Here is a 24,966-nt window from a genome sequence, read left to right on the forward strand (position 1 = left end):
AGGTGGATAACGATGCGCGGCTTCGGCGCGGTGCCTCCGCCCCCGGCGCGGGGAGAGGTATCTGCCGGCCGTGCCCGGTGGCCCGCGGCGTGGTTGACAGCGTCTCCACGGGGAGACCTCTTCTCTTGTTCTGTTGGCACCGCCCCGGTCCGCACGGGTCCCGGGCGTCGAGTCGGGACGCGGTTTTCGCTCCCACGCAAAGCAAACCCGCTCGATGCCCCGGTTGTGCAAGAAGGAGCTAACTGCATGTGAGGGTGTATGCGCGTTCCGTCGACCACATCGGACCTTTTCTCCCGCACTTGCCATCGTTTGCGCGAAGCGGGGTGGGACGGCGTCCACGCGGACCGGTCGGGCATCGGCGTGGGCCTGCCGACGCTGCCGGGCCCGGACCTGCCGACTTGCGCGTCGGCCGGCCGGCATCCCGACGCCCGCGCGGCAGCCGCCCCCTCGCGTTCTCGCCTCCGTCGTCGCGTTTCTCCCCGTCGCCCGAGTCGGGACAAATCATTTCCCACGCAATTGCACAGACGGGCCTCGTATCGGCTTGGCTGGACACGTCGAACCGCCTTTTGTCCGCGCGAAGTCCTGTCGATGTCCGCATCGAGAAAGACGCGGTCCCGACCCACGCGACGAACGAAGCAGGGATGTCCATGAGCCGCCGTCGAAACCCGAGCCACCCCAGTCACGCCGACCCGCACGCCTCCTCGGCGATCCGGCGCCACTCCCCTTCCCCGGAACCGATGACCTCCCGCCGCACCCGTTCCCGCGGATGACCCCCGCCCGGGCCGCGACCGGCGGCGAACCCCGCCTGGTACCCGTGTCGTTCGAGGCCTACCGCCTCGCACACGCGGCGAGTTGGTTGCACTACGCCCACGCCCACCTGGAGAGCCGACCCCGGGCACACGCCGTGATCGACCGGGCCTTCGACGACCTCGCCCACACCTGGACCCACGCGCTCAGCCGCCCCAACGTCCAGGCCCACGCCTGGGCGCTGTTCAAGCGACATCTCGGCACCCACCCGGCGCCGTTCGCGATCGCGACCCTGGTCCGGGACACGGTGTCGACGCTCGCCCGACGGGCGCCGACCTCCGATGCGGATCCGGGCCCACCCCGGGCGTCGTCGCCCCTTCCCGCCCGGTACTACGACGTGCTCGTCCTGCGTGTGCTCCTGCGTCGCTCCGAGGAGGAGGTCGCGGACCTGCTCGGGACGACCGTCGACGAGGTGCGGTGCGACCTGCGTTGGGCGCTGCGGCGACCGACCATTCATCCGGGCACGACCGACACGAGCGAGGACACCCTGTGAGTACTCACCACGGCCGTCGCGAACACCGGCCCTCCATCGACGACTTGCTGGGCGAGGAAGGCGTTCTCGCGCGCGAGTACGACGACTACGACTTCGACGCGGAGGAGCGCGCCATCGCCGCGGCCCTCTACGGCACCCCGACCGCCGCCGGTGCCGAGGCCGACCCCGGTCCGCCGGCGCTGCGCGAGCGCGCCGGCCACGAACTGTCCCTGGCCGCGGCCGTCGTCCTCAACGCCGACCAGGCCACCGACGCCCTCGAACGCCTGTCCACGCTCACCGACGGCGCCCCCGACGGCGCCCTCGTGTTCGCCTGTCTCCTCTACCTCGCACACCACGAGGACGGCGCGCGCTTCTGGTGGCAGGTCGCGGCCGGATGCGGAAACCGCACCGCCGCCCACTGCCTCTACCTGCTACACCGCAGCCACGGCCAGACCCGCGACGCCGACCACTGGCGCGGCCAGGCCGAACGGCCCAGTGCCACGCGGCTTCCCCACGTGAACCGGGGTGAGCCCCGACCGCTGCTCACCGACCACGTGCGACACGCGCTCATCGCCGCCAGCCACAGCGGAGCCGACCCACGCCTGCCGCCCGCAGTCGAACAGGTCATACACGACCTCCCGGTCGACGCAGCCGCACACGACTTCGGCGAGGTCCCGGTCCCCGAACCCACCCTCGCGCAAGAACTCGCCGTCGCCACGACTCCGTAGCCGGCGACCCCGCGACCGACCCCAGCCTCGCCAACCGCCGCCACGCACGCGGTCGTTACGCCGCACTCCACCTCGCCGCGATCCTCACCCGGACCCGACACCGAGACTGGGCAACAGCACTTGGCAGTCAGCGCGGCGAGTGGACCACAAGCCGGTTCTGCTCCCCGTCGAAGATGCCGGCCAAGGCTTCGCCTTCCTGCCGGCCGCCCTCGAACAGTCCGCGCTGATCGACGTGCACGACAAGGACGTCGTAGCCGTCGATCACCTCCGATATGCCACGGGCGTGGATCGTGTCCGACCAGGCGTCCAGGTTCCTGCCGAACCACTCCGGCAACCCGCACGGCTCGGCGACCGCATCCCAGAAATCCTTGAGCGTCTCGATCCGTCGGCCCCGCAGGTCAACGGTCAACACGTGGTCCTTCGTCACCCCGGCAGCGTAGCCGGCCGACGACTCGTCAAGGATCGCGGTGCGCACGGCGCGACGGTGGGCGCGGCACTCGCGGGTCGACGCCTTCCGGGTGGACGCGACATCCGGCAAGGCGAGCACGTTCCGTGGCGGCTGCGGCGAGCCGGTCGAGTACGGCCGGGTCGGCGTCCGGCCGGTCGGCGGCTTCGCCGGCCGTCAACCGATCTCCATGGCCTGGATCTGCCGACGGAGCCCGCGGTCGGCGACGGCCGCGCGGATACCTTCGCTCCCGAGCCACAGACCGAGGCGTCGGTGCAGTTCGGCGACCTGGTCGATGGTCAACCCGGTCACCGGTACGGGGTCCAGGCACAGGCGCGGCTCGGGCGGCGTGGTGGTGGGGATCAGGTCCGGGCGGTGCCGACCGAGGTCGCCGAGGAGGACCGCCCGGTGGTGCTCCTCGATGTGTACGACCAGGCCCGTCTCGTCGTCGATCGGGTCGACGAAAACCCGCAACCGCAGCCCGAATCCGTCCCGAACCACGCGCGCCCGACCGCGCCGAGGCTCGTCCGGGTGCGGGGGGCGCAGCAGCGTCACCGCGAGGAACCGTACCTCGTCGTCAGAGAGGCACACGGCGGCACGGTCGATCCGCACAGCCGGGGCCTGCGACCCGGCGGAAACGACGGCAAGACGCCAGGGCCGCACATCGTCCACGGGCGACAGGTGGATGCTCCACGCAGCCAACACCACGGCCCCGACGGGCATCCGGATCGCCGGCTCGGTCTCGATACTCATGCTGTCCTCGGATCACTGGTCGTCCGACTGGGCTGATGATGAAGGCGGGCCCGGTGCCGCTCGGTGCGGCGTGGGGGGACGGAGGGTGGCCGATCCCTTTGCCGGGCCCGCCCGCTCAGGGAGCGGGTCCGGTGATGCAGAACCAGACCGCCTTGCCGTCGCCGTCATCGACGGGCAGGACGCCCCACCGATCGCACATCTCGACGACCAGGAGCAGGCCGCGACCGTGGTCGTCGGCGCGGGTGGGACACCGAAGGACGGGTGGCGTCGGGTCACTGTCATGCACCTCAACGCTGAGCCGACGCCCGTCCCGCCAAGCTACGACGCCGAACTGGGCGCTCTCGGTGTGGATCACCGCGTTGGTCGCCAGCTCGGAGACAGCCACGACAGCCGCCGGCTCGATGTCGTAGAGGCCCCAAGCCCGGCACGCTTCGGTGACGTGGGCACGGGCGACGGCAACGGACGCGGGCTCACGCGCGAGCCACGTCGTGCGGCACTCGATCCCTCGTAATACATCCATGGCCACAGCATCGGCCCGGAATAGCAACGACCGGGGACAGATCGTCCCCGGTCGCTATGTGTACCCGGTCCGCTACGCGGCGATCAAGCCTACGTTCGTTGCCAGCTTGAGCGCGTCCTCGCGCACTGTCGCGCCGCCCCCGTCGACGAGTGCGGAGATCAGCGACCGTCCGACCGGTGAGTACGTGAGGGTCTCCGAACTGGCGCGCCACGACTTGTCCAGCAGGCTCGCGGTCGCGATGTGGTCCCCACGGTGATGCGCGCCACGGGCGAGTTCGATCCAGTGCCTGGACCTTCGCTCGACACTCGGAATGGAACGCGGATCGAGCTGGTCGGCCTTGCGTTGCGCCTCCCCTGCCTGCCCGACTTCCACATCGATCATGATGTCGTACAGGTCGACGACCGCTTGCCCGAAGCCATGCCATGGGTGGGCGTAGCCACTCGGCAGTTGCGGCACGATGGCGGCTGCCTTGTCGAAATACCTGCGCGCCTCCCCCTCCTGACGCTCGCGCGCGGCGGTCAGCGCAGCGCACAGCCACAGGTGTCCGTACATCGGCAGCAACCGGTCGCCGGCGTGGTCGAGTTGGGGGCGCAGCAACTCGGTTGCGCGGGAGACCAGTTCCTGCGCTTCCTCTCCCCGGTCGCATGCGCGGATCAGGTGGGCAAGGTAGAAGGCGGACCCGGCGAGAGCAAGCGGATCATCCGATGCGCGAGCTGCGGCCATCGCTCGATCGGACACGAGCCACACCAGCCTCGGCTCGGCCTGCCAGGCAAGGTACGCCTGCGCCAGGTGGTAGACCTCGGACACCAACGCCTGCGCGGTCCGCCGGTCGTCGCCGTCGTGGGTCTCGGCTGCCCGTTCGGCTTCGTGCATGAGTCCGGGAAGCACCTGACCGATCTCGGTCCGCTGCCGGGTCGACGTGTGCCAGGTCCGCCAGGCGCTGTCCAGTTGGGCCCGCACACGGTCGAGCGTCGGTGGCTCGTCGGTCGCGGCATCGAGCGGGTACGCCATGAGCGCGCGCCGCACGCCGTCGAGGGTGTCGTGACCGGGTCGGGCGTAGTCCATGGTGCGAATCTGCCGGCCGACCAGCTCGGTCAAGTCCGCGACCTGCAACACCTCGGCAAGACGGAGCAGCATCGGAAGTGGCGTGGAGCGCTTGCCGATCTCGATGCTCTTGAGCCACTCCGCGCTCTTGCCGCACGCCGCCGCGACAGCAACCCGGGTCATGCCCTGTCGAGTTCTCCGGTCGCGGATGCGCCGGCCGATCTCCTGCGCGTGGTCGTCAGCCACTGTGTCCCCTACCCGTGCTGGTCGGGTCTGCCCCCGAAGGCGATGCGTTGTACGGCGGGGGCTTACCCTGCCTGTAATGCGAGCCATCGCCAGGCTACGCCTGCCGGTGACATCCAGGGCCCCGCGATCCGGCACGTCACCAGATCCGGGGCCGCTGTCGCATCGGTCCAACCGATGGCCTTGTTCGACGACTTCGGATGCGCCGGCCGACCCGCCGGATGGGGCTCAGCGGGCGCGGTTCAGCGGCACAAGGCCGCTTCCACCACGTTGTCCACCCGCTTCCTGGATGCCGCGTCGTCGAGCTGGATGGTCACCGCGACGTTGGTGGCGCGGCCGTCGTCCGTGGCACCGCCGCGAGTCTCGTAGCCCGGGAAGCTGCCGCCGTGGCCCCAGTAGAGGAGATCGCCGCTGCCGCACCGCAGGGGCTTGCTCACGATCCCCAGCCCGTAGCGGGCGCCCTCGCCGAAGGTGGTATCGGCGGGGAGCGTGGCGGAGCGCATTTCGTCGAGCTGGGCCTGCGGAAGGAGGTGACCGGACAGGAGTTCGGTGAAGAACCGGTTGACGTCGGAGTTGGTGGAGATCAACTGACCTGCCGCCCAGCCCCAGGAGGGATCCGTTCCGGTGATGTCGCGCAGCGGCGCGCCCGGCGAATCCTGGTAGTAGCCCTTGGGGTGGGGTCCTCGGATGGTCACGTCGCCGGGGGCGGGGAAGTAGGTGTGGCGCAACCCGATGCGCTTGAAGATGCGCTGGTCCATCTCCTTGGCGAGGGGTCGACCCGTGACCTTCTCGACGAGCAGGCCGGCCAGCACGTAATTCGTGTTGCTGTACGCCCACTTCTCCCCGGGGTCGAAGTCGGCCGGGTGGCGGAGAGCGATGTCGATGAGCTCGCGGGGCTCGAAGTACCGCACCTCGTCACCGAGATGGTTGCTGTAGTTGGGAAGCCCGCTGGTCTGCTGCAGGAGGTGACGGACCTTGATCTTTCGACCATCGATGCCCTCGCCGCGAACGAGGCCGGGCAGGTAGGTGTCGATCGGGGTGTCGAGGCCGATCCTCCCCTCGCCGACCAGTTGCAGCACGAGCACCGCGGTGAACGTCTTGGTGTTGCTGCCGATCCGCACCCGACCGTCCCTGGGCACCTTCGAGCCGGTGGCCAGGTCGCCCACCCCCGCGGTGTAGGTACGGTTGTGGCCGTCGCGACCCTGGACGCTCGCCAGCGCGCCGGGCGGGCCTTCCGGCTGGATCAGCGCGTTCAGACCCCGCTGGACGTCGTCCGGCTTGCGGGCGGCGGACGCCGAGGGCGGTGCCAGGACACCCATCGTCACGATGCCGGCGGCCACCACCGCCACCGCCGAAACGGCCCTGCGCCGACCACCGCGCCGCGTGGAAGAACGCAATCCCTGCCATGCCTGCTTACGCACGAGCCAACTCCTGTGGAATCGCTGGAAACCAACCGTATGTGCAGGACCCAGCATGTCCGGACGCGGCCACTCGCAACGATCCCGCTACCCGCCCGGTTCCGGGTAGGGCTAACCCCCGACAGGCGCAACCGATGCGAAACGGGCGGATATACCGAAGGAATCATGGCGATTTAGCAGGCATTATCGGCATCATCCGCCTGTCCGACCGTCGACCCGCGGCCGCCGCACTCGGCCCGACACGGCACCAGGCGGCAGCGAACTCCGCGGTCCGGGGCGGCGGTTCGGTCGGGACGACAGTGCTCGTCACGAAGAATTCACGCCGCGTGGGGTCCCGGTGGCACGCACGACTCGGGCACGCTGGGCGCGCCGATCCGCGCCCGCCCCCCGGGCCGGACGCCACCACGACCCTCGGGAGGGCTCGCCATGACCACTCCGACCGTGCTGCGCCGCACCGCAACCACCCTGTGTATAACCGGACTTGCGCTGGCTGCGACAGCGACCGCGATCACCCCCGCGCAGGCCGCGCTGCCCACACCGATATCGGCGGCAACCGCGCGCTCCTACCTGTCCGGCATGTCCGCCACCGCCGAGACACACGGCGACAGCTACGACCGCGACCTGTTCCCGACCTGGATCACCATCTCCGGGACCTGCGACACGCGCGAATGGATCCTCAAGCGCGACGGCACCGGCGTGACCACGAACAGCGCGTGCACCGCCACCTCCGGGACCTGGACCAGCACCTACGACAACGCGGTCACCACGAACCCGTCGACCTTCGACATCGACCACGTCGTACCGCTGTCCGAGGCCTGGGCGTCCGGGGCCTGGGCCTGGACCACGACAAGGCGCCGCGGCTTCGCCAACGACGTCACCGCCCCTCAACTCATCGCCGTCTCGGCCTCGTCCAACCGTTCCAAGGGCGACAAGGACCCGGCCGAATGGCTCCCCCAGGCCTCCTACCGCTGCACTTACGCCCGAGCCTGGGTCCAGGTCAAGCACGACTACGCACTGACCGTCGACGCCACCGAGAAGAGCGCCCTCACCACGATCCTCAACGCCTGCTGACCACTGCCGCACTCCGACCGCGCGTGTGCCGTCGGAAGTCGCGGACGGCACACGCGGCCTTGATGTCCCCGCCTTGATGTCCCCGCCTTGGTGTCTCCCTGGCGTTGCCGTGACGACCGCCCCGTCGGACCGAGGCCGGCCGAGCACGAGAACCACCGCCATCGGCACGCCGCGGGTCGCCCGCGCGGCGACGATGGAGGGAACGAACCCGTACGGGATCGACCGTCGGGAAACGGTGGGCCGGATCGGTCAGGTCGCAGGCCGCAAGAAACCGACAACCTCCGCGCGTTCGCCCTCGATGCCCGCTTCGACCGCGGCCGACAGCGGCTCGAACGCGCTCACCTCGATGGTGCGTCCGCCCGCGAGGCGGGTCCACGTGGCGACGGCCAGCCCATCGACGCTGATCGTGGGCCGGATGAGCCCGCCGCCGGGGCGGACCCGATTCTCGTAGGCGGCGGGAACGGCGGATTCGCGGGTGCGATAGCCGACGAGGTATCCGTCGTAGGCGGGCAACATCCGCACGTCCGGCGCCTCGGACGACATGCCGACCAGGTCTTCCGCGGGATCGACCGACTGGGTCGGTGCGCCGTCGTCGGTGATCGCGCCGGACCAGGCCAGTGCCTTCCATGCCCTGCGGGCCCAAGTGATGGGCAGGCCCGACCAAGTCGCGAAGTCCTCCGCGTCGACGGGTCCGTGCGACTTCAGGTAGCGGAGCGCGAGTTCGGCGAGAGCCGACTCCGGCTCCGAATCCCTTCCCGAATCCCCGGGTTGCGCCGGCACCCAGTCGTCGAGAAGGGCATAGGTGGCCTCACCGGCGTGATCGGGGCCGTGGCACACGACGCCGGTGAGGGCCGCGTGGCGGATCAGGTGGAACGACGCCTGCCCTTCCGGCGAGACGCCGAGCGTGCCCAGGCGGTCGGTCAGTTCCTGGCGCGTGAGCGGTCCATGCGCGGTGACGGCGTCCCGGATGAGGCGGTCGGCGCGCTCGCGCAGGCCCTCGTCCAGGCCGAGTTCCCGATAGCGGCGGCTGGTCCCGTCGAGGAGGCGGGGCGCGAGCAGCCGCAGGATCCAGCGGACGTCCTCGGCCGCGACGGTGTGCAGGGTCCCGCGCATGAGCCAAGTGCGCACGACACTGCGCTCGTTCTCGTACGCCGCGCGGACGTCGCGAGCTGCGATGCCCCTGCCCCGTACGCGGATGCCCAGGTCGGCGGCGGTGGCGTCCTGGGCCTGGATGGCCAGGACCCGCCGCAGGACCGCCTCGACGGAGTCCTCCCTGACCCCATCCGCCAAGGCCTGCGCACGGGCTCGCGTCCTGCGGATCCGCTCCGGGTCGAGCATCGACAGTGCCTCGCGTCTTCTCTGTGGGAAGGGGACCGACCGCCCGGGTCGGACCATATCGTGCGCGTGGCGGAACACCGCTCGCAGTACCGCTGGTTGACATCGGGTCCGGCGATCGGGAGCCGACCCGACTCCCGGGTCCCGAGCCCCGACTCCCGATCGCGGCCAGTCAGAAATTCAGGCGCTGGAGGTGCACGGCCGGAACGACCTTGGAGGGAAGCCCCGCCCGGGCGATGGTCGCGCGAAGTTCGGCGACCGCCTTGGGGTTCACGGTCCCGGGGAGGGCCGGGTCGTCGTAGCCGGTGATCATGTCGTCGTGGTGGCTGGGGATGACGTAGCGCGGCCCGCCGAGCGCGGTGAGCAGCCTCGGAAGGTACTCGTGCACCGTGCTGTAGTCGGTCATCGACACCATCACCACATCCGGCCGCATCCCCGCGATCTCCCGCTCCACGAAGTTGGTGCCGCCGAACAACATCACCTTCAGCCGGCCCGGCACGGTGACCTGGTACGCGAGCGTGCCGCCCTCGACCAGGTCGGCCGTGGTCGTCGGCGGCGGAGGCGGGGCGGTGCGCGAGCCGGGCGCGAAGAAGCCGTGGCCGGCGGATTGGCTGTGCAGGCTGCGGATCACCTCGACGGTGTAGGCGCCGCCGCCGAAGCTCAGGTACTCGCCGCCCGAGGCGACGATCACCGGGCGCTCGACGCCCATGGCGCGCAGCAGATGGGCGTGCGTCTCCGTACCGATCGTGTCGATCGTGCGCGCGGCCCACTCCTTGCGGGTCAACAGGTAGGGCACGTCCGCCATGTGGTCCCAGTGGCCGTGGCTCACCATGACCAGTTCGGGCGGTCCCGCCAGTCGACCGGAGGCCAACAGCCCTTCGATCACGCGCGGGTCGGTGCGCAACGCACCACCCTGGAGGCGGTAGTCGAAGCGGCTCAGGTACGGGTCGAAGTACAACACGCGTCCGTCGAAGGTGATTTCCCAGCCGGCCACGCCGAGCCACCGCAGACCCACCCCCACCGGTCCGCGAGCCGCTTCCACCGCGACCTCGGGTTCCGCCGCCGCGCCGGGTGCGCCGCCGGCGACCGCGAGCCCCGTCGCGGCGAGCCCCGCACCACCGATCACCGCCGTGCGCAACAACCCTCGACGACTCGCGCCCGTCTGCCCGCCGCCCGTTGTGCAGTTCTCACACATCTCGTGCTCCCCGTTCTCCGTTCCGATCAAGGGAGCAGCACATCAAGGGCCGTCACCACATGTCCAAGACCGGATCCGACCGGCAGCCATAGGCGATCAACTATCGCCGCTGGTAGCCGACTTGCCCATCACCCACTCCCGCCCGGCAATCCGCCCCGGACGCCTGTGGGCCCGACCCGATCGGCGACCGAACCGAAGGCGGGCGCCGAACCACACCCGCCCCCATCACCTCGCGTCCATCGGCGCCCGCTTCCGGCTCACCGGCCGCCGCTCACCACTCACCGTTGCCCGTTTCCGACCCACCGTCGGCTGCTCTCGACGCACCGACGCCCCCTTCCGGCTCACGAGCGCCGCCGCCGCACCACCGGCTCCCGGCTCCGACCCGGCAGGTACCGGATCCCATCCAGCGGGTGCCGGATCCGATCCAGCGGGTGCCGGATCCGATCTCGCGCCTTCCAGGTAGAGCCCGGACCCTGGGCCGGCCAACCGCCGGCATCCATCCGCGCTCCCGGCACTCCCGGGCGGGTCGGCAGCGGCCGACCGGGCCTCGGGACCGAGAACGGAGCACTGGGAGGCAGTCGTGAGCCTTGTCGTCAACCCCTACGAGATCGTGTCCGCCTGGCGCGCGGCCGGACGCCCCGCCACGTTGGGAAACCATGTCCGGGGACAACTCGACCGGCTGTGTCGGGTGACCGGCGTGGCCGATCCCGAAGGACGGTACGCGGACTCGCTGACCGACCTGCTCGGCACCTCGGCCGACCGTCCCCTCGGCGCGCCGCCCGCCTGGCCGTCCTTCATCTCCGACGATCACACGCCCGCGGAGTTCTCGGTGACGGTCCCGCGCGGCGGCCCGCCGAGTGTGCGGGTGCTGACGGAGCCCGGCTGCGGTGCGGCGACACTCGCCGACAACGGCCGGTCGGGGTGGGCGGCGCTGCGCCGGTTGGCCGGTCGTTGGGAGTTCTCCGTCGAGCCGCTGCGTCGGGTCGAGGCGCTCTTCTTCCCGGCCGCGCCGCAGGGTGCGTTCGCGCTGTGGTGCGCGATGGAGTTGCGAACGCACGAAGGCCCGGGATTCAAGGCGTACGTGAATCCCGGGGCGCACGGGCCCGGCCGGGCGGCGGAGGTGGTCGACGAGGCCATGGCCCGGTTCGGGTACGCGCGGGCCTGGGCGGCGGTACGCGCGCACGTCGCGGCGCGTCGTCCCGACGACGACCGGTTCGCCTTCGTCGGCGTGGATCTGGGGTCGTGGCCGGCGCCACGCGTGAAGGTCTACGTCGCGCATCACCGCTTCGACCTCGACGGTGTCCGCCGCGTCGCCGGGCTGTACCGGGGCGGATGTCCGGAGCAGGCGGTGCGGTTCTGCCGCATCGCCGGGGCCACGAACCGCTTCGACGGTCGTCCCCTGCTGTCGTGCCTGTCCTTCAGCGGCGGTCCCGACACCTGCGGCCCCAGCGGCTTCACGCTGCACCTGCCGGTACGCGACTACGTCGGGGACGACGCGTGCGCCCGCGACCGCGCGGCGTCGGTGCTGCGCGAGCACGGTCTGCCCGCGGTCGTGCTCGATCGGGCGCTGAGTGCGGTGTCGAGGCGCCGCCCGGCCGACGGGGTGGGCCTGATCTCGTACCTCTCACTCGTACAGGCCGCGGGCCGGCCACCGAGGGTGACGGCCTACCTCTCCTCCGAGGCCTACCGGGTCGGGGCACCGCGCGCGCGGCGGTCCCGCCCGGAGACGTCGTAGCGGAGCACGGTCGCGGTTCCGTACCGAAGGAATGCCGCTTCCGAAGGAACGCCGTCACCCCGGGAAGACCGTCACGGAGCGCCCGCCGTCAACGAAGGAAGGCCTTCACCGAAGAAGCGCCCTCACCCGAGCGATGTCGTAGACCCGACGATCCGCGACCGATTCCAGACCGACGCAACCATCGTCCAACCATCCTTTCGAGCGAATTCGAGCGTCGGGTGCGACGCACCGACGCGCCGCCTCCCTAGAGTCGACATCCTGTCGACAGTCCGGAGTCGACGGCGGGCGGGCGGTCCGACGCGGGACGCGGCGGTTCGTCGGCGCCTCGTGGTCCCGCCCGAGAGCGAGAGGACGTCGTGCCTTCCGCACTCATCGGCAGGACCGACTGTCTGGATGTGTTGCGGTCACACGTGGAGCGGGCCCGCGCGGGGCACGGCGGCCTGGTGCTCGTCGGCGGGGAGGCCGGGATCGGCAAGACCACCCTGGTGCGCCACATCGCGTACCAGGCGCCGGGCCTGGGGATGCTCGTGCTGCGCGGGACCTGCTGGGACTCCGGCGCCACGCCCGACTACTGGCCCTGGACCCAGGCCCTGCGCGGCCTGCGGAGCGAGGTCGCCGCCGACGAGTGGGAGCGAATGGCAGCGGCGGCCGGCGGAGCGCTCCCGGTCCTCCCGCCCGAGCACGTCGCAAAGGCAGATCCGGACAAACATCCGGACGCGGATCCGGAATGGAGCCCGGACAGGGATCCGGACGGGCGACCCGACGGCTTCGCGATCGGCGACGCCGTGACGACGATGCTGACCACCGTGTCCCGCAGGCGACCGGTCCTGCTCGTCCTCGAGGATCTGCACTGGGCCGACGCGGCGTCGCTGGACCTGCTGGAGTTCGTGGCCCGACACACCTGGTTCGAGCGATTGCTGGTGGTGGGCACCTGCCGCGAGTTCGAGGCGCGGCAGGCCGGGCGGCGGCTGCCGGCGGCGGGTGCGGAGACGTCGATCGTTCGGCCGGCCGGTCTGACGCGCGCGGAGGTGGCGGAGTTGATCACCCGTACGGCCGGCGCCCCGCCACCGGACGCGGTCGTCGACGAGGTGCACCGGCGCACCGGCGGCAATCCGTTCTTCGTGGAGGAGACGGCTCGCTTGTGGTCCGCCGGTCAACCGGTCACCGCGATGTCCGCCGGCGTGCGGGCCGCGGTCCGGCGACGACTCGAACTCCTGGACGAATCCGTCGTGGAACTCCTGCGCGTCGCCGCCGTCTTGGGTCGGCGTTTCGAGGTCGACCCGCTCGCGCGGGTGGCTGGTGTCGGCGCGGTCGCGGTGGGCCGGTTGTTGACGGACGCGGTGGACGCGCACCTGGTGGAGCCGTCCGCGGGCGGGGAGTTCGTCTTCCGGCACGATCTCGTCCGCGAGACCCTGTACGTGTCGGCGGCCGAGGACCGCCGTTGTCGCCTGCATGCCGCCGTCGTCCGCGCGCTGCCCGTCACGGCGTCCGGCGCCGACCCGGCGCGGCCGAACGAGGCGGCGCACCACGCCTATCTCGCCGGTGCCGAACTCGACGCCGGCACGGTGGTCGACCTCCTGGTGGCCGCCGCCCGGCACGCGGCGAACCGGCTGGCCAACGGGGAGGCGGTGCGCCACTATCGGCGCGCGTTGGAGCGGCTCGGCCCCGACGCGCGGCGACGAAGAGTGACGCTGACCCTGGACCTGGGCCTCGCGCTGCAACTCACCGGCGACTACCGCCGGTCGTGGCTCGCCTTCGAGGACGCGGCCGTGCTGGCCCGCGACGAGGACCCCGTACTGCTGGGCCTGGTCGCGCTCACCCTGCTCGGCACGGACGGCCGCGGCGACGCGTCCGGCCTCAAGTCCCGCCTCACCCACGAAGCCCACGCCGCCCTGGCCACCGCTCACCCGAACGCACGACCCGCACCTTCGGGCCACGCATCCCCCGAGCCCGAGCCCCCGCCCGCCGACCCGACACCACCCGCTGCCGCATCACCCGCCGGCGCGCCACCCACTCCCCCACCGGCCACGCGCGTACCGCCACCCGAGCACGACCCCACCCCCCTCGCCGCGGAAGTGGCCCGCCACGTCACCGCCGCCGCCCGCCGTACCGGTGACGACGACGCCCTCCAGACCGGCTTGTGGGCCGCCGTACAGGCCTCGTGTGGGCCGCACGCCGTAGCCGAACGTGTCGCGTTGACAGCCGAGTTGAGCCGGGTGTCCCGCCGCCGGGGCGACCGCTGGATGGAACACATCGCGATGTCCCTGCGCTGGGTGGCCCTGCTGGAATTGGCCGATCCGCGTTTTCTGGACCAACTGCAGTCCCTGGTGGCGGTGGCCCGGGCCGGCGGCTCGCCCCGGATGCGGCTGACCGCGCTGATCGACCGAAGCGTGGTCTGCGCCTGCCAGGGCCGATTCGAGGAGGCCGAGACCCTGCTCACCGAACTCGCCACGCTCGACGGGCCGGACCCCAGCTACCGAAACTTCGGCGGCCAACACCGGTGGGCGTTGGCGCTGTTGCGCGGACGATTCGCCGAATTGCCGTTGGTGTACGACGCGTTGCGCGATGAAGATCATCCGTTCGCGGACCTGTTGGCGAATATCGCCGCGCTGGAGGCGGGCGAGCGTCCGCGGTTCCCGTGTCCGGTTCCGGTGGGCGACGGCGAGGGCACGGTGGCGCACCGCAGCATCGTTCCGCTGTGGTTGCGCCACCAGGCACAGGCCGCCGCCGCGGAAGGTGATCCCGCGCGTTGCGACCGAGCCCGCGCCGCGCTGGGTCCGTACCGGGGGCAGTGGCTGGTATCCCTCTACGGATGGGACATCGGCGGTCCCGCCTCCCTGTGGACGGGCATCGTGGACGCCGCCCAGGAGCGCTGGGACGACGCGGTGGAGGCGTTCGACGAGGCGCGCCGCTCCGCCGACCGCCTGCACGCGCGTCCCTGGTCGGTGCGCGCCCGGATCGAACTGGCCGAGGCCCTGCTGGCCCGGCACGTCGGCGACGATCGTGCCCGGGCCGAGGTGCTCTTGGCGGACGCCGGAGCGGAGGCGCACGAACTCGGCATGGCGCACCTGGTCGACCGCGCCCGTCGGCTGAGCCTCCCGCCGCCGACCGCTCGTCCGGAACCGGCGGAGCGTACCGCCGAGTTCCGTCGCGACGGGGCCGTGTGGCGGCTGGATTTCGCGGGCCGAGTGGTGCACGTGCCGGATGCCAAGGGCCTGCGCGACGTGCACCACCTGCTCGAACGGCCCGGTACGCCCGTCCGGGCGGCGCGACTGCTCGACCCGGACGGCGAGGCGGAGGTGTCGGCCGCGGGGGCCATGGGCGCGGACGCGCTCCTCGACGACGAGGCGCGGGCGCGCTACCGCCGGCATCTGGATCGGCTCGACGAGGAGATCGCCCGGGCCGAGCGGTGCGGTGACGACGTACGGGCGGCGGCGTACGACCGGGAGCGGGCCGCCCTGTTGGCGGAGTTGCGCCGCGCGGCCGGCCTCGCCGGGCGCGTCCGCCGTCTGGGCGACCCGGGGGAACGCGCCCGCAAGACGATCACCGCACGCATCCGCGACACGCTGCGGCGCCTGGACGAGCGACATCCGGAACTCGCGGCACATCTGCGCGCGAGTGTGTCGACCGGGTCGACGTGCTGCTACACACCGGATCCGCGGGTGCGTTGGCGGTTGTGACCGAGGCCGGATCCGCGGGCGTGTCGGCGGTCGCGATCGCCAACGCGCGGGGGCGGCTCGCCCCGGGGTCGGATCCCCGCCACGTAGCGGATTCGGCACCACCCGGTGGGGGGACCGGCAGATCCCGGGCCCAGGAGAGGAAGAACCTTGAGAGCGAAACGAGCCCTTGCGGTGGCGGCGCTGACCGCCGCGGTGCTGTCCGCGACGACCGCGGCGGCGATCACGACGACCAGCGCCACGTCGTCCGGATCGGTGACCGGACTCGGCCACCGCCGCGACGCGTCCGCATCGCCCACGCCCGCCGGCACCGCACTGGCGCGCACGGACACGGGCCTGGTGCGCGGCGTCCGCACCGCCGCCCACCGGACCTTCCGCGGCATCCCGTACGCCGCGGCCCCCACCGGCGACCTTCGCTGGGCCGCGCCGCGGCCGGTGCCGCCGTGGCCGGGGGTTCGGGACGCGACCGTGCCGGGCCCGCTGTGCGCGCAGGTCCCCGCCGCGCACGCGCAGTTGTCCGCCGTCGAGGAGGACTGCCTGGTCGTGAACGTCACCGCCCCCGCGCGGACCCGCGCGCCCGGACGGACCGCGCCGGTGCTGGTGTGGATCCACGGGGACGGCACGGTCGGCGCGGGCGAGTTCTTCGACGGCCGCCGACTCGCCGATCGAGGGGTGGTCGTGGTCACCGTCAACTACCGACTGGGTGTCTTCGGCGGCTTCGCCCATCCGGGCCTGCCGGGTTCGGGCACCTTCGCGCTCCAGGACCAGCAGGCGGCGCTGCGCTGGGTAAGGCGCAACGCGACCGCGTTCGGCGGTGACCCCGACCGGGTGACGGTGGCGGGTTCGTCGTTCGGTGCGACGGCGATCACCGCGCACCTGACCTCGCCGTCCGCCCGGGGGTTGTTCCAGCGTGCGGCCCTGTCCAGCGGCGAGGGCATGATGGACATGCCCGCCGGGGCCATGGGTGAGGGTGTACCGGCGTACCCGTGGTACGGCTGGCGCACCACGCGCGAGATGCAGGACACCGGGGTCGACACGGCCTCGTCGCTGGGGTGTTCGGCGCCCGATCCGGACGCCGCGCTGCGGTGCCTGCGGGCTCTGCCGGTGGAGCGCCTGTTGCGGGTTCCGTACATCATGAACGCCCTCCAGGCCTTCGCCTTCGGCAACGAGGTGTTGCCGGAGTTGCCGGAACAGGCGCTGCGGGAGGGGCGGTTCCACCGCGTTCCGGTGTTGTCCGGGGCCACCCGTGACGAGCATCGCCTGTTCGTCGGCGCAGCCCACGACGCGGTGCAACGACCTTTCACGGATGCGCAGTTCGACCAGGCGGTGGAGACGGCGTTCCCGGACACGCGGGAGTGTGTGCTCGCCGAGTACCCGGTCCGCGACCATTCCTCGCCGGCGCTGGCCTGGGCCGCGGTGGTCACCGACCGCATGTGGGCCCGGGGGACCTACGCGCAGCACATCGCCTTGAGCCGGTTCGTGCCGACGTACGCCTACGAGTTCGCCGATCGGGACGCACCGATGTACCTGCCGTTTCCCGCGGCCTTCGACTTCGGTGCCTACCACGCCTCGGATACGCCGTACCTCTTCGAGGACCCGCAGGCCCAACCCCGATTCACGCCCGCCCAGGTGCGGTTGTCGAACACGATGAGCGACTACTGGGCGGCGTTCGCGGCCGGCGGCAATCCGAACGGCCCCGGCCTGCCGTACTGGCCGCGGTTCGTCGACGCGCACCATCCTTCCGCCCCGCCGCGCACCCAGTCGCTGGCTCCGGACCGGATCGCGCCCGTCGACTACGCGAGCGTCCACAACCTCGATTTCTGGAACGCGAACGGCACCGGCTGCGCGGGGCAACGGTCGCCCCGATGACCTGGAACCGATGGCCCGGGCAGCCAAGGGAGCTGCCCCGAGCGGCCGTTGCGGCCGGTCGGGGCAGCTCCGCGGGGAGTGGGTGTTCAGCACTCGTACGCGTAGTAGGCGGCGGCGTCCGCCGCGAAAGTGACCCGGCGCGACTCCTTCGCGGGGATCGCGACGCAGTCCGGGTCGTAGCCGTCGACCTCGACCGAGGCGTTGATCCCGTGCGAGCAGTCGTTGTTGATGTTCGCCCAGCCGGGGCCGTGGTCGCCGAGCTGCGCGCACCCCGGTCCGTCCGCCGCGAGGCCGGGGCCGGCGGCGGCGATCGGGGCGGTGAGCAGGGTCGCCGGGATGGCGAGGAACGCGGCGGCGGAGAGGGATACGAGGGTGGTACGCAGGCGAGTCATGGTGATTCCTTTGTCGTTGTCGCCGGGGGTCTTCGCCTCGGCGGGGGTCGTTCTCGATGGGGTTTCGTTTCTCGCGTGGCCGGTGCCGTGGCACCCACCGGTGGGCCCGGCCACGGCGCCTGTCGCGTCGTGTTCGTGGCCGGATGTGCGCCCCGGGATCACAGTGCCGGGGCCGGGGTCGCTCGCGCGCCGCGGTGGCGTGAACTCGCCACTGGTCCAGGCTTCAACGGCCCGCCACCCGCCCGATCCCCCACATCCGGCGCCCGGCACCGACCACCAGTGGCCCCGGGTCCGGCCCGGGCCACGGAAACGAGTCGACACGTGGTGCACATGAGTGCGTACTCTTGGTGACAGCAGGTCTGCCCCTGCTCATACGAGGAGGAAGCGCGTGTCGGTGGTGACCTCCGGTCGGGTGCCCGCCCGCTCGGTGCTGCGCGAGACCTTGAGTGCGTCGCTCGAGGAGTCCGCCTTCCACGCCGATCGCGGCATCAGGCCACCCGCGCAGTGCGTGCGGCCGGAGAACGTGGGTACGGCCGCCGCTCGGCTCGCCGCCGCCACCCGGCACGAACTGCTCACCTTCGACGACCCCTCCGGCTGCATCGGTCAGGGCGTCCCCGAGCGCATGCTCGTCCACGCCGCCGCGTGCGTCCGTCAGATCGTGGATCGTGTCCCCGAGGTCCGCCAGATCACCTCGCGACGCGGCCTCGCCCAGGACGCGGACGTGGGCACCATCGGCTGGCGGCACGGAGCCCAGGCTCGCGTGATCGACCGAATCCCCTTCCGGATGGGCGTCATGGACCGCTCGGTCGCGCTCGTCCCGATCGATCTCGACGTCCTGTACAACGGCATGCTCCTGGTCCGCGATCCCGTCGTCGTACGCACCCTGGTCCGGGCCCACCAGTGCTCGTGGCAGTCCGGCGAGGATCCCAACGCCACCTCGTCCGACGAGGAACTGCCCGCCCACCTGGTCCCGGTCCTCGACTGCCTGCTCGCCGGCCTGACCGACGACGTGGCCGCCACCCGGATCGGCCTGTCCGCGCGGACGTACTGCCGCCGGGTCGGCGACCTCCTCACCCTCCTGGGCACGACCAGCCGCTTCCAGGCCGGCGCCCGCGCGGCCCGCAAGGGCTGGGCCTGAGAAGACTCGCCCGCCGGCGCCACGCGGCGACGCTCGACCGGAGGAAGCCGACACCGGACGCGATGGACCGAGCCGCGAACCCACCGACGTCCCTGGTCGCGGGCCAGGACCGCGACAGCCGCGACACGCTTCACAAACGCGCGACCCGACCAACGACAGGGCACACTCGGACAGGTGGGCCTTCGACGGCATCTCGCGGAGACCCGGCAGCCATGGCGAGCGTCTCATGCGCTGTCGGCGATTCCCGTCGCACTGATCGTGGTCATCACGGTTTTGGACGTGCTCTCCTCGCCCGACGTGCACCTGGGTCCGCTCCTGGTGGTCGCACCGGCGCTGACCGCCTCCTTCGCCGGGCCGCGGTTCACCGCCGCGATCGGGCTGCTCGCGGTGGGCGCCCAGATGGTCATCGCGGGCCTGCGCGACGGCCTGACCACCCAGAACCACGTGATGCAGATCCTCGCACTGACCGCGATGTCGGCCCTCGTCGTGTTCTTCAGCCTGCGCCGCGAACAACGCACGCGCCAGCTCGTACAGCTCCGCTCGGTGGCCGAGGCCGCACAGCGCGTCCTGCTGCGCCCGCTGCCGCCCCGCGTCGGCTCGCTGCGGATCGCGTCGTTCTACCTGGCCGCCGAGGACGAGGCACAGATCGGCGGCGACCTGTACGCGCTGGCCCGGATCGACGGCGGAGTGCGGCTGATCATCGGCGACGTACGCGGCAAGGGCCTGGCCGCCGTCGAGGACGCCGCCCAGTTGCTGGGCGCGTTCCGCGAGGGCGCTCATCACCACGCCACGCTGCCCGAGTTGGTCGGCGCGCTGGAGGAGAGCGTGTGCCGCTATCTGGCCGAGGTGGCGAAGACCGATCACGACGCCGACGAGCGCTTCATCACCAGCATCGTGGCGGACGTACGGGACGCCGACGGCCGCGGCGGGCTGACCAATTGCGGGCATCCGCCGCCGTTGCTGGTGCGCGACGGCCGCGTCGACACACTCGACTCGCGAAACCCCGCACCCCCGATCGGCCTGTGCAACATGTTCGGCGCCGCCTACACCTACCCCGTCGACACGTTCGTCCTCCGTGGGCGGGACATCCTGGTCCTGTACACCGACGGGGTCATCGAGGCGCGCGCGCCCGACGGGGCGTTCTATCCGCTCCCCGAGCGGGTCGCGCACTGGCCCGACACCGACCCCGAGTCCCTGCTGGAGCACATCCGCCGCGACCTGCTCGCCCACGTCGGCGGTCGGCTCTCGGACGACGCCGCCGTGATCGCGATCCAGCGCACGCCCGTCGAGCACACGTCGGCGGCCGTCCGGGAGTGAACGAGCCCGACCAGGGTGTGGCCGGATCCTCCCGAGCAACCCCGCTCGCCCGTCTGTCGGTCGCGTGTGGAAGGTTCCGGTGCGGCGCAGGCGATGCCCTGTGTCGCGCGGAGTGTCCGAGTTCGGTTCCGGTTGCCGCGCGTACGCGGCCGATCGCGGTGTCCGGTCGGTCGTTCCCTGGTTCGGAAGGTGGGTGCCGACGGCATGGACAGCACGCTCTCCGCCGCGGTCGTGGTCGCTTACGACTTCGTCCCCTCGGCGGATGTCGGTGCCCTCGTGCGGCGGCTGCGCGCCGAGACGATCGCAATGCTGAGGTACGCGGCGCGTCTGCCCCCTCGACTCGTGCGGTACGTACTGGCCACCGACGACCGCGAGTTGCGAGCCGCACTGGCGGCGAACGTCGGCGGGCGCTGCGGAACGATGCCGTGGCGCGCCATGCTCGCCCGGGTCGGCGATCCCACGCTCGCGATGGCGCTGTACACCGCCGATCCGGCACTCGACGACAACGAGGCCACCCGCACGGCCGTCTGGGCCGCCGCCGATCCGGCCGACGTCGGATGGCGCGACCCCGGCGGCCTGGTCGAACTCCTCACGCGTACCGTCCCTCCCGTCGCCCCGAGTCTGCTGCGACCCGCTCTGCGCGCCCCGTTCCCCGAAGTGATGATCGCCGCGCTTGTCGCACTGGCCCCGTCCATGACCCCTCGGCATGTCACCCGGGTGTGCCGCCACCTGGTGGACGTCGGGGGCCGGACCGCTCTCGCAGAGGCGGTCGCGCGGTTGTCGGCCGCGGGCGAACTGCATCAGCCGGACCTGCTCGGCCTGTTGCGCGATGCCCTCGACGCGTCCGAGCCCGCGCGGATTCCGGCCGTGGAAGTCTCCTCGACCGACGAGGCGCTGCTGCAGGTCCGTCTGCAGCGGGGCCGGGCGTTCGAAGTGGCGGTCACCGACTGGGAGTCGGTCCGCGCCGAGCAGGCCCGCCGGCCGTTCGACAATCGGGACTGGTGTGTGCTCGTCCGATGGCCCGACTGTCCCGACGACCTGGTTCTGGCGGCGTTGCGCAACAACCCGTACGACGTCGCGAACAACGCGGCACGGATACCCTTCGACGCGCTTTCCGAGCCGTGCCTGATCGCCGACGGGAAGTTGCTCGAACGGCTGTTGCGGCGCGGAATCACCGAGCGATGGTGGTCGCCCGAGCGTGTACTGGACGAAGTCACGCCCGCGCGGCGCGCGTTGGCCGCGATACCGGACGACGACCCGGCCGTCGACGCCCTGCTGACCCGTCTGGTCGAACCGCTGGGCGCCGAGCCCGCGTTGTGGTTGTCCCTGTACCGCAGTCTGCAACGCTTCCCCGGGACCGTGCTCGACCTGATCGAGACGGACTGCCGGCAGGCGGACCGAACACGTCCCGCCGCGTGGTCCTCGCCGCTCGCGCCGCTGTTCCCCGGGCGTGCTCCCGAGGGGTCGCGCGCGGTGCTGCTGCGGCTGTTGCGATGCGCGCCCGAGGAGGCGACGCGGGCCATGATTCCGGTGCTGGACCCGCGCGGAGTCCAGCAGTTGCTGTTGTACGGCCGGCTGACACCGCGCCTGCGCGACCACGTGTACGCCGTGCGCGGCAGCGCCGCGCAGGCCGCGCACGCGTCGCGCTGGGACCTGTCGGCCGAGGATCTCGCCAACCTCTCGGACCTGGACGATCCCGAGGTCAACGCCAATCTCTTTCTCTTCACCCTCATCGACCGGGCGGAGCGGGCGCGCGTGTTGGCCGGTGTCGGCCGCTCCGGGAATCCGGTGGCGATCTCCGAACGGTTGATCACGGCGGTGCGCGGCGACACCTCGGTCGACCGGGAATCCGTCACCGCCGGCATCGCCTCCGGTGACCCCCGCGTGGTCCGGGCCGTACTCGCGCGGATCAGGATCCACAGCGAGAACGGGCGACTCCGGCTCCTGGTCGCGCTGTGGGAGCGGCACGGTCCGGTCGCCGTCCGCGAACTGCTCGACGAGACGCACTTCGAGGGCCGGCGCGGCGCCAAGCATCCGCTGCCGGCCGGAACCCGGCGGATCGCCTCTGCGGCATTGGAATCCTCCGACGGGCTCGACGAACTCAGGTCCCGTCTGGCCGGGTTGGATTCCCCCGAGGCGATCGTGGCGTTGTTGCGCCGCTACACCGGGAAGGGCGAGGAGCCGATCCGTCACCTGCGGGCGGAGGGCGGCACGCTGTCCTGGCCGGAACTGAGCGCGGCCCATCGCACGGAACCCTTCCACCGCGACATCCTCTACACGCTGGTCGGTCAACCGGACTGCCCGCGCGCACTGCTCCTGGTCGGTCTCGCCTCGCTGCGACTTCTCTCGCCCGACGGCGACGTGCAGGACTGGTTGGCCCGCGCGCTCGACCGAGGCGTGATCACGCCGGAGGACGTGGTGCGGGTCGGCAACCCCGCCCGCGACGCGCTCGACGTCCTGGGTCGCCGTCGGCGGCGGGACTCCACCACGTGGCGCCCGCCCGTGCGATTCCTCGCGCGACTGTTGCGGGGGCATCTCGGCTCGGATCCCCAGGCGTGGACCGTCGCCCTGCACCTGTTCGCGGACTTCACCGGCACCGTCCCGGAACTGCTCGCGACGGCCGGCGCGGTGGCCCGATAAGGCCACACTCACCTTGACTGTGACGCAGGTCACATTCTCTGTGTCATACCGCAGACCGTCACCGACCGTGTACGGGCTGTCCACGCAACGCGCTTCGAAGGGACATCATCATGCGTCTCCGCAACTTCGTACTCGCTCTCGCCACCGGCGGCGCCGTCCTCGCCGGCACCGTACTGGCCGCGGCTCCCGCCCAGGCCGCCCCCGCGACGGTGGCCTGCGAGCATCCGTGCCACCCGCCGGCCAGCCCCGGCTACACCTACATCACCGACTACTACTGGGCCAGTGCGTGCAACGACACGGGCAACCAGGGGATCAACGCCCATCGCTGGTCGAGCTACCAGTGCACCGGCGGCGGCCAGTTCGAGAACTACGAGCTGTGGGTGAAGTAGCGCTCGGAGCCCTCGAAACCGGGCGCCCCCGGCACCTCGGCACGCACTCCGTGCGCATTGGGGACTCCCACGGTCCCGGGCCGTGCCTTCGCCACGCGAGCGTCGTCCCCACCACCCACACCTTCGGTGGGGACGACGCCCGAGGCCGTCGACGGTCGGGGCGCGAGTCGGCCATCACCGGGCCGGCCACCCGGCGGCAGAGCTTCGCCGCCGCCGAGGCACCGGTGCGCCGCGCCCGCCGGGTGCGTCCGGCGTTCGCGACGGGCGGCGCGGCGAACTCGTCGGGAGTGGCGGCGGATCCGCATGCCGTAGCCTCTCGCGGACGCGGATGCGGATTCGGATGCGGCTCGGATGCGGCTCGGATGCGGCAGCCGGTCGGTCCCTCGGACGGGGGATCCGTGTGGCTTCGTCTCCCCCCGAGCGGGGAACCGAGTTTGGCTCGGATGCGGGAAGACGCTCGGTTCGCGGATTCATAGCGTTGTCGGGGACGACGCGGGACGTCCGCGTCCGAGCTTCGGGGGAAACGCCATGCTACGGATCTCACGTGTGCGACGACGTCGGTTCGCTTTCCTGGCCGGGGCCTCGGCGGCGGCGCTGATACTGGCGGGCTGCTCGGGCGCGAACGACGACGGCAAGCCGCCGGTGTCGTCCGCGAGTACGAGCGGGGCGGCCAAGGCACCCACCGCAACCGCGGCTGCCACGGCCACGGTCGCCCCGCCGACGTCCGCACGGGCAGCCGCCGTCGCCGTGTATCTCGACAGGCACTGGCCGTCCGGTGCGGGTGGGGCGATAGCCACCGCTCGAAACGGCGAACTCGTGAGCTGCCAGGGGCGCGGCCGAGCCAACATCGAGTCGGGCGTCGACGCCGGGTGCGACACCGTCTTCGACATCGGTTCGATCACCAAGTCCTTCACCGCCGCGGCGATCCTGAAGCTGGAGACGACCGGTGCGCTGCGGGTGACGGACCCGATCGGCACGTATCTGGGCCCCGTCCCCGCCGGCAAGCGCGACATCACCGTGCACCACCTGCTCACCCACACCTCGGGCCTGCCCGAGGGCCTCGGCGACGACTACGATCCGGTGGGCCGCGACGACATGCTCGCCCGCGCGCTCGCGGCTCCACTGGACGCGGCGCCGGGCGAGACGTTCGGCTACTCCAACGTCGGCTACTCGCTGCTGGCCGCGATCGTCGAGAAGGCCTCCGGCACGAGCTACTCCGAGTTCCTCACCCGGAACCTGTTCACCCCGGCCGGGATGACCCGCACCGGCTACCGACCGGCCGACCCGCGTCGCGACGACATGGCCGTCGAGTACGACGCGGACGGCCACGCCCACGGCACCCCGTTGGACCACCCGTGGGCTCCGGACGGCCCGTACTGGAACCTGCGCGGCAACGGCGGCCTGCTGTCCACCGCGCGCGACATGTTCCGCTGGTACCGCGCGCTGGACGGCGAATCGATCCTGCCCGCCACCGCGAAGGCGAAGATGTTCACTCCGCACGTCCCCGAGGGCCCCGACACACCGCAGTCCTATGGCTACGGCTGGAGCGTCCTGCCCTCCGCGTCCGGCCCGATCGCCACCCACGACGGCGGCAACGACTGGTCCTACGCGCGCTTCCTGATCCGTCCGGCCGACCGTGCCATGGTCTTCTGGGTCAGCAACCACGTGGCGCGGGAAGGCACATGGAACCTCGAGGAGCAGGACCGCGAACTCTCCCTCGATCTCCTCGCCCTGACCGCGACCACGACCTGACCGGGTTCGGCCCTCGAGATGGCGGG

At 71.8% G+C, this 24,966-nt stretch carries 19 protein-coding genes; 11 read left to right on the forward strand and 8 right to left on the reverse strand.

Going from position 1 to position 24,966, the window contains the following annotated elements; all coding sequences use genetic code 11:
- The first annotated feature begins 766 nt into the window (after positions 1-766).
- Together ACWCPW_RS18295 and ACWCPW_RS18300 are read left to right on the forward strand one after the other, a co-directional pair.
- On the forward strand, positions 767-1,300 hold the full coding sequence (locus ACWCPW_RS18295) for a hypothetical protein (RefSeq protein ID WP_449762594.1): 534 nt from the start codon (positions 767-769) through the stop codon (positions 1,298-1,300).
- Positions 1,297-2,007 (forward strand): hypothetical protein, encoded by a 711-nt coding sequence (locus ACWCPW_RS18300; RefSeq protein ID WP_449762595.1) that lies wholly within the window; start codon positions 1,297-1,299, stop codon positions 2,005-2,007. The genes ACWCPW_RS18295 and ACWCPW_RS18300 overlap by 4 nt, the downstream gene beginning before the upstream one ends.
- A 127-nt stretch (positions 2,008-2,134) precedes the next feature.
- Here the strand turns inward: ACWCPW_RS18300 and ACWCPW_RS18305 are convergent, their stop codons facing one another.
- From ACWCPW_RS18305 to ACWCPW_RS18325, 5 genes are all read right to left on the reverse strand, one after another.
- Positions 2,135-2,434, reverse strand: coding sequence for a barstar family protein (locus ACWCPW_RS18305; protein WP_449762723.1), 300 nt, complete (start codon positions 2,432-2,434; stop codon positions 2,135-2,137).
- A gap of 195 nt (positions 2,435-2,629) precedes the next feature.
- Positions 2,630-3,205: a hypothetical protein gene (locus ACWCPW_RS18310; protein WP_449762596.1), complete on the reverse strand. Its 576-nt coding sequence runs from the start codon at positions 3,203-3,205 to the stop codon at positions 2,630-2,632.
- Positions 3,206-3,320: 115 nt separating this feature from the next.
- Complete coding sequence (locus ACWCPW_RS18315) at positions 3,321-3,725, reverse strand: ATP-binding protein (protein WP_449762597.1); 405 nt, start codon at positions 3,723-3,725, stop codon at positions 3,321-3,323.
- 72 nt (positions 3,726-3,797) lie between these two features.
- Positions 3,798-5,015 carry a helix-turn-helix domain-containing protein gene (locus tag ACWCPW_RS18320; protein ID WP_449762598.1) on the reverse strand — a complete coding sequence of 406 codons (1,218 nt, stop codon included), beginning with the start codon at positions 5,013-5,015 and terminating at the stop codon, positions 3,798-3,800.
- 239 nt (positions 5,016-5,254) lie between these two features.
- Entirely contained in the window at positions 5,255-6,433 is a 1,179-nt protein-coding gene (locus ACWCPW_RS18325; protein ID WP_449762599.1) for a serine hydrolase domain-containing protein, read from the reverse strand.
- A 423-nt stretch (positions 6,434-6,856) separates the two neighbouring features.
- On the opposite strand from ACWCPW_RS18325, the gene ACWCPW_RS18330 reads away from it, so the two are divergent.
- Positions 6,857-7,501: an HNH endonuclease family protein gene (locus ACWCPW_RS18330; protein ID WP_449762600.1), complete on the forward strand. Its 645-nt coding sequence runs from the start codon at positions 6,857-6,859 to the stop codon at positions 7,499-7,501.
- Between the two features lie 249 nt (positions 7,502-7,750).
- Here the strand turns inward: ACWCPW_RS18330 and ACWCPW_RS18335 are convergent, their stop codons facing one another.
- Together ACWCPW_RS18335 and ACWCPW_RS18340 are read right to left on the reverse strand one after the other, a co-directional pair.
- Positions 7,751-8,839 (reverse strand): winged helix DNA-binding domain-containing protein, encoded by a 1,089-nt coding sequence (locus tag ACWCPW_RS18335; RefSeq protein WP_449762601.1) that lies wholly within the window; start codon positions 8,837-8,839, stop codon positions 7,751-7,753.
- 169 nt (positions 8,840-9,008) lie between these two features.
- Positions 9,009-10,061, reverse strand: coding sequence for an MBL fold metallo-hydrolase (locus ACWCPW_RS18340; protein WP_449762602.1), 1,053 nt, complete (start codon positions 10,059-10,061; stop codon positions 9,009-9,011).
- A 550-nt stretch (positions 10,062-10,611) separates the two neighbouring features.
- On the opposite strand from ACWCPW_RS18340, the gene ACWCPW_RS18345 reads away from it, so the two are divergent.
- The 3 genes from ACWCPW_RS18345 to ACWCPW_RS18355 all read left to right on the forward strand — a co-directional run bounded on the left by ACWCPW_RS18345 (position 10,612) and on the right by ACWCPW_RS18355 (position 17,312).
- Positions 10,612-11,766, forward strand: coding sequence for a tryptophan dimethylallyltransferase family protein (locus ACWCPW_RS18345; protein ID WP_449762603.1), 1,155 nt, complete (start codon positions 10,612-10,614; stop codon positions 11,764-11,766).
- A 356-nt stretch (positions 11,767-12,122) separates the two neighbouring features.
- Complete coding sequence (locus ACWCPW_RS18350; RefSeq protein ID WP_449762604.1) at positions 12,123-15,446, forward strand: ATP-binding protein; 3,324 nt, start codon at positions 12,123-12,125, stop codon at positions 15,444-15,446.
- Between the two features lie 147 nt (positions 15,447-15,593).
- Positions 15,594-17,312 carry a carboxylesterase/lipase family protein gene (locus tag ACWCPW_RS18355; RefSeq protein WP_449762605.1) on the forward strand — a complete coding sequence of 573 codons (1,719 nt, stop codon included), beginning with the start codon at positions 15,594-15,596 and terminating at the stop codon, positions 17,310-17,312.
- Between the two features lie 86 nt (positions 17,313-17,398).
- Here ACWCPW_RS18355 and ACWCPW_RS18360 read toward each other — a convergent pair whose 3' ends face one another.
- The gene (locus ACWCPW_RS18360) at positions 17,399-17,704 is read right to left on the reverse strand and encodes a hypothetical protein (protein ID WP_449762606.1); all 306 of its coding nucleotides are present in this window, start codon (positions 17,702-17,704) and stop codon (positions 17,399-17,401) included.
- A gap of 388 nt (positions 17,705-18,092) precedes the next feature.
- Between ACWCPW_RS18360 and ACWCPW_RS18365 the strand changes: the two genes are divergently transcribed.
- The 5 genes from ACWCPW_RS18365 to ACWCPW_RS18385 all read left to right on the forward strand — a co-directional run bounded on the left by ACWCPW_RS18365 (position 18,093) and on the right by ACWCPW_RS18385 (position 24,940).
- Positions 18,093-18,842, forward strand: a complete 750-nt coding sequence (locus ACWCPW_RS18365) for a DNA-binding response regulator (protein WP_449762607.1) — start codon at positions 18,093-18,095, stop codon at positions 18,840-18,842.
- A 258-nt stretch (positions 18,843-19,100) separates the two neighbouring features.
- Entirely contained in the window at positions 19,101-20,159 is a 1,059-nt protein-coding gene (locus ACWCPW_RS18370; protein ID WP_449762608.1) for a PP2C family protein-serine/threonine phosphatase, read from the forward strand.
- Positions 20,160-20,363: 204 nt separating this feature from the next.
- Positions 20,364-22,799, forward strand: a complete 2,436-nt coding sequence (locus ACWCPW_RS18375) for a hypothetical protein (RefSeq protein ID WP_449762609.1) — start codon at positions 20,364-20,366, stop codon at positions 22,797-22,799.
- A gap of 110 nt (positions 22,800-22,909) precedes the next feature.
- A complete protein-coding gene (locus tag ACWCPW_RS18380; RefSeq protein WP_449762610.1) occupies positions 22,910-23,188 on the forward strand; it encodes a hypothetical protein in 279 nt (92 codons plus the stop codon).
- Between the two features lie 546 nt (positions 23,189-23,734).
- Positions 23,735-24,940 (forward strand): serine hydrolase domain-containing protein, encoded by a 1,206-nt coding sequence (locus ACWCPW_RS18385; RefSeq protein WP_449762611.1) that lies wholly within the window; start codon positions 23,735-23,737, stop codon positions 24,938-24,940.
- The last annotated feature ends 26 nt before the right edge of the window (positions 24,941-24,966 follow it).

Source organism: Embleya sp. NPDC001921, assembly GCF_053594475.1.